Origin of the sequence: Hydrogenophaga sp. OTU3427 (assembly GCF_038440225.1) — a bacterium.
Lineage (GTDB): Bacteria > Pseudomonadota > Gammaproteobacteria > Burkholderiales > Burkholderiaceae_C > Hydrogenophaga.
In genome coordinates this window covers 1-4,631 of the sequence record NZ_JASATI010000087.1, presented here as the reverse complement: position 1 = coordinate 4,631, position 4,631 = coordinate 1, and the positions used below count along the sequence as shown (strand labels likewise).

The following is a 4,631-nucleotide window of genomic DNA, read 5'->3' as shown; positions in this document are numbered from 1 at the left end:
GGGCCGGTGGCCCGTCGAGGCTTTGCAACGCCGCAGACCGCCCGAAAAGGCACTTGCCCTGCGGGTTGGAACGAAATCGGGCGATTTGCCTACCCAACCCCTTGCATGGGCATAAGCCCATGCGGCGTGGCGTGAGCGAGCAACTCATCCCGATTGCGTTCCAACGCGACCCCTTGTAGATCGTCAACACGTTCTCAGGACACCGGATGCCGCGCCACCGGCACCGCCGTCGCGCGCAGGCTGTCCATGGCGGCCGCCACGCCGCTGCCGCGCAGCGCCACCCCGGCCTGCCGCAGCCCCATCTCGCAGCCGCCCAGCGTGGCCAGCAGGCTGAGGTCGTTGCATTCGCCCAGGTGCCCGATGCGGAACATGCGCCCCTTGAGCTGACCCAGGCCGGTGCCCAGCGACAGGTTGTAGTGCTCGTAGATCAGCCGGCGCACGGCGTCGGCATCCACCCCCACGGGCGTGACCACGCCGGTGAGCACCGGCGAATGGGTGGCCGCGTCGGCGCTCTGCACCGGCAGGCCCCAGGCCGCCACCGCCGCGCGGCAGGCCTCGGCCAGGCGCTGGTGGCGGGCGAACACCTGCGGCAAACCCTCGTTCTCGATCATGTCGATGGCCTCCACCAGCGCGTAGAGCAGGTTGGTGTTGGGCGTGTAGGGCCAGTAGCCGGTCTTGTTGATCTCGACGATCTCGTCCCAGGCCCAGAAGGCCTTGGGCAGGCGCGCCGTGTGCGAGGCGGCGATGGCCTTGGGCGACAGGGCGTTGAAGCTGATGCCGGGCGGCAGCATCAGGCCTTTCTGGGAACCGCTGACGGTCACGTCCACGCCCCATGCGTCGTGCCGGTAGTCGGCCGAGGCCAGGCCCGAGATGGTGTCCACCAGCAGCAGCGCCGGGTGGCCGGCGGCGTCGATGGCGCGGCGCACGGCGGCGATGTCGGAGGTGACGCCGGTGGAGGTCTCGTTGTGCACCACACAGACCGCCTTGATCTGGTGCTCGCGGTCGTCGCGCAGGCGCTGCCCGATCAGGTCGGCCTGCACGCCATGGCGCCAGCTCAGGGGCAGGCCGGTCTCGGCGCAGGTGCCGGGCAGGGCCACGAACTCGGGCCGCAGGCCCAGGCGCTCGGCCATCTTCTTCCACAGGCTGGCGAAATGCCCGGTCTCGTACATCAGCACGCTGTCGCCCGGGCTCAGGGTGTTGACCAGGGCCGCTTCCCAGGCGCCGGTGCCCGAGGCCGGGTAGACCACCACCGGGTGGCGGGTCTGGAAGATGCGCTGCAGGCCCGCCAGCACCTGGTGGCCCAGCACGCCGAACTCGGGGCCCCGGTGGTCGATGGTGGGGTAGCTCATGGCCCTCAGCAGGCGGTCGGGCACCGGGCTGGGGCCCGGAATGGACAGGCTGTGGCGGCCGGCGGGGTGGAAATTCAGGTTGGGCATGTGTTTCTCCTTTTTTGCATACAAAATACAAAACTAGCCAAACAATAGCATGCACTCTCTCATGTGGCCATAGGTGACAACGCTTTTGTCTTTTGCATACATAATCCGCCCATGGACCTTGCCCTGGACGACGACCTGCCCGTGGTGCGCGATGCGCTGCACCAGCAAGTGGCCCAGCGCCTGCGCAAGCTGCTGGTCGAAGGCACGCTGCCGGCCGGGGCCAAGCTCAACGAGCGGGTCTTGTGCGAGCAGCTGGGCATCTCGCGCACGCCGTTGCGCGAGGCCATACGCCTGCTGGCGGCCGAGGGCATGGTGACGCTGGAGCCCGGGCGCGGCGCCTTCGCCCCGCGCCTGACGCGCGAGGAGGTGCTGAACACCTTCGACGTGATCGCCGAACTGGAGGGCCTGGCCGGCGAACGCGCGGCGGCGCGCGTGACCGACACCGCGCTGTCGGAACTGCAGGCCTTGCAGTACGACATGCAGGCGGCCTTCGAACGCCGCGACCTGCAGGCCTATTACGCGGCCAACGCGCAGGTGCACGACTGGCTCAGCCGCCTGGCCGACAACCCGGTGCTGCGCCAGACCTGGCAACAGCTCAACCGCCGCCTGCACGCGCTGCGTTTCCGATCCAACCAGGACGAGGTCAAGTGGGCGCACGCGCTGGACGAACACGCCCAGATGCTGCGCGCGCTCAAGGCGCGCGACGGCCAGGCCATGCGCCGGCTGCTGGTGGAGCACCTGCGGCGCAAACGCGACGCGGTGCTGGAACAGATCGCGGGCTGAGCGGCCCGCCGCGCGTCAGGCCGGCCGCGAGCGCGCCGTCAGCGCGACCACGACGGCGGTGATGAAAAAGAAGGCCTGCAACTCCAGCGCCCAGCCGCCGCTTTTGCCCAGCGTCCAGAACTGCCCGAGGTGGGCCAGGCCAACGGCGAACACCATGTTGATGGCGATCACCAGCGCGGCCGGCACCACGAAGCGACCCAGCAACAAGAACAGCGGCGCCACCACCTCGCCGAGGTAGACGCCATAGGCGAGGAAGCCGGGCAGGCCCATGGACTGCAGCATGCCAGCGATGCCGTCCACGCCATTGGACAGCTTGGCCACGCCATGGGGCAGCATCAGCAGGGCCAGGCTCCAGCGCAGCAGCAGCACGCCGACACGGGGTTGATCGAAAAGGGACAACAGTTTGTGAGTGTTCATGCCTGAATGAGCGCTGGCGCACCCAAAGGGTTCCCGTGCCCACGGTTTCAGACACACAGCGCCCGCGCCACCGGCATGAGCAATGGCCTTGGTCACCGCCGCGCGGCGCCCGCTCAGTCCTTGAAGACAGCTTCCAGGTCCACCTCCACCGGCGAACTGTGCAGGGTCAGGCTTTTCTCGATGTGGTCAAGATGCTCGATCACCAGCTTCTCGGCGCGCGTCGCGTCGCGTTTGGCGATGGCGTCGATGATGTCCGAGTGTTCGTCGGCGCGGCAGCTGATGGCGGTGGGCGCGTCATAGAGGAAGATGATCAGGCAGGTCAGCGTCGACAGCTCGCGCAGGCTGCGCGCCAGCGCCGAGTTGCCGGCCAGTTGAGCCAGCAGCTGGTGGAACTCGCCCGACAGGCGCACCACGGCGCGACGGTCTTCCCGGCGCCGCGCGTCCAGCTCCAGTTCCTGGTGCTGGCGCAGGCGAGCCACCTTGTCGGGCGTCAGATTGGCGATCAAGCGCCGGATCACGGCCGGCTCGATCAGGCGCCGGGCTTCGAACACGTCCATGGCCTGCTCGGGCGTGGGCTTGGCCACAAAGGCGCCGCGCTGCGGGTAGAGGTCGACAATCTGCTCGTGCGCCAGCCGGGCCAGCACCTCGCGCACGCGGGCGCGGCTCACATTGAAGATGTTGGCCAGCCGGTCCTCGCCCAGCTTGGTGCCGGGGTGCAGGCGGTGTTCCAGGATGGCGACGTAAATCCGCTCGTAAATCTCGTCGTTGGACTTTTCACGCTCCAGAAGGGCGGTGGGCGGCGTTGATCGCGCAGTGCGTGGCATGGTGCTCGGCTTGGGCTGCGGCAGCGACGCCGCAATGTCGACAAAATGGTCTGCGATCATTCTATCGACCTGTCCATGACCGTGCCCCGCGCAGGCTTGGCCGTGGACATGGTCACTTCCAGCCATACAACTGCCCCCAGCCATTGACCTGGGCCGGGTCGGCCCCCACGGCGCGCAACATGCCCCAGACCGTGGTGCTCACCGTGTCCAGCAGTGGCAGGCCCAGCTCGGCCTCCACCGCGGGCGCCAACTGGGCCGCGTGCAGGTTGGTGCAGTAGGTAGCGATGGCCTGGGGACGGGCCGCGGCGACCTCGCGCATCAAACCCCGCAGGGTGTCGGGAGGCACCAGCGCGAAATCGTGGTTGACATGGATGCCCAGGTGCCGCTCGGCCACAACCTCGACACCGATGGCCCGGTAGTTGTCGACAATCCGCTGCTGCACATCGCCGGTGTAAGGCGTCACCAGCGCCAGCCGCTCCACGCCCCGCAGCGCCAGCAGCTCGTTCAAGGCCAGCACCGCGGTGGTGGCGCGCAGGCCGGTGCGCTCGCGGATGCGCTCGACCAGGCGCAGGTCGGCATCAAACCCCAGCCAGCCCGCGGCGGTGCCGCTCCAGCCGATCACGTCCACCCGGGCATCGGCCAGCAATTCGGCCGCCGCCAGGATCTTGCTGTCGTCGAACTGGCCCAGCGCCTGGGACGAGAGCGCGATCTCCGTGACGCGAAAGCGCGAGAAATGGGCACTGCCGCCGGGCAGACCGGCCACGATGGCCGAGGTCAGGGGCTCCAGCGCGGTGTTGGACGAAGGGGTGAGCACACCCAGGCGGACAGCGGATGACATGGGATCTCCAAACAAAAACAGCATGGCGGACAGCCGGACACGGTTGAGCACCGTTCGTGCCAGCGGTGTTGATGATGCCGCAGCATTGTTTTGTCGACATAAGTGTAAACACTAGTGCCAACAAAACAGATTCCAACGACCATAGCCGCCACACCCATTTTGTTTGTCAACTACCGTCAAGCTGGCACGCTAGTTGCACGGAGCCCACAGGAACCCACGAAATGATCGTCGAACATTTTGTCAACGTTATTGTCAACACTAATTTGGTGCAAACGACGCCCAATGGTGCAGGAGCGCCCCATGTCTGAGCCCCTCGACCTGGTGGTGCGCAAT

Annotated in this window: 5 protein-coding genes; 1 reads left to right on the top strand and 4 read right to left on the bottom strand. The window is 67.4% G+C overall.

Annotated features, from left to right (window positions below; translation table 11 throughout):
• Positions 1 to 194: 194 nt before the first annotated feature.
• Positions 195 to 1,436 carry a pyridoxal-phosphate-dependent aminotransferase family protein gene (locus AAHB17_RS24215; RefSeq protein WP_342133627.1) on the bottom strand — a complete coding sequence of 414 codons (1,242 nt, stop codon included), beginning with the start codon at positions 1,434 to 1,436 and terminating at the stop codon, positions 195 to 197.
• A gap of 111 nt (positions 1,437 to 1,547) precedes the next feature.
• Between AAHB17_RS24215 and AAHB17_RS24210 the strand changes: the two genes are divergently transcribed.
• Positions 1,548 to 2,219: a GntR family transcriptional regulator gene (locus tag AAHB17_RS24210; RefSeq protein ID WP_342133626.1), complete on the top strand. Its 672-nt coding sequence runs from the start codon at positions 1,548 to 1,550 to the stop codon at positions 2,217 to 2,219.
• A 15-nt stretch (positions 2,220 to 2,234) separates the two neighbouring features.
• On the opposite strand, the gene AAHB17_RS24205 is transcribed toward AAHB17_RS24210, so the two are convergent.
• The 3 genes from AAHB17_RS24205 to AAHB17_RS24195 form a co-directional block, all read right to left on the bottom strand.
• Positions 2,235 to 2,636 carry a DoxX family protein gene (locus AAHB17_RS24205; RefSeq protein ID WP_342133625.1) on the bottom strand — a complete coding sequence of 134 codons (402 nt, stop codon included), beginning with the start codon at positions 2,634 to 2,636 and terminating at the stop codon, positions 2,235 to 2,237.
• Positions 2,637 to 2,749: 113 nt separating this feature from the next.
• A complete protein-coding gene (locus tag AAHB17_RS24200; protein ID WP_342133624.1) occupies positions 2,750 to 3,460 on the bottom strand; it encodes a GntR family transcriptional regulator in 711 nt (236 codons plus the stop codon).
• A 112-nt stretch (positions 3,461 to 3,572) separates the two neighbouring features.
• Positions 3,573 to 4,298, bottom strand: a complete 726-nt coding sequence (locus AAHB17_RS24195; protein WP_342133623.1) for a maleate cis-trans isomerase family protein — start codon at positions 4,296 to 4,298, stop codon at positions 3,573 to 3,575.
• Positions 4,299 to 4,631 lie beyond the last annotated feature (333 nt).